Raw genomic sequence first — 328 nt, forward strand, 5'->3', positions numbered from 1 at the left:
CAGGCCCCGCTGGAACGCTGCCTGGGCCCTTCCCGGCCCCTTGTCCTTCGTCTTCGTCGTATGGGCCGCTGCGGGGGCCGGAGAAGGCAGTTCAGCGATCGGGATGCCGAGCTTGGCCAGTCGCTCGCGCTGCTCGGGCATCAGCTGCGCCTGGACGCCCGCGTTCTGCTGCTTCCACCTCCAGGCCCCGATGTCATCACCGTCCATCTCCACGCCGGGGGCGATGTAGGGGAGGGTTCCGTCGGCGTCGACCAGGTCGGCGAGGACCCGGTAGTGCCGCTGCCAGTTCAGCGACCACGGGCAGTTCCAGTCCTCGTCGATCTCCGTC

General features: G+C 69.2%; 1 protein-coding gene. It reads right to left on the reverse strand.

Translation table 11 applies throughout. The features are described from left to right. A partial coding sequence (locus AC0VY3_RS37345) for a helicase associated domain-containing protein (protein WP_475551958.1) occupies nucleotides 1-328 on the reverse strand: 328 nt, incomplete at both ends.

The sequence above is a fragment of the Streptomyces sp. iso_384 genome, assembly GCF_056172905.1.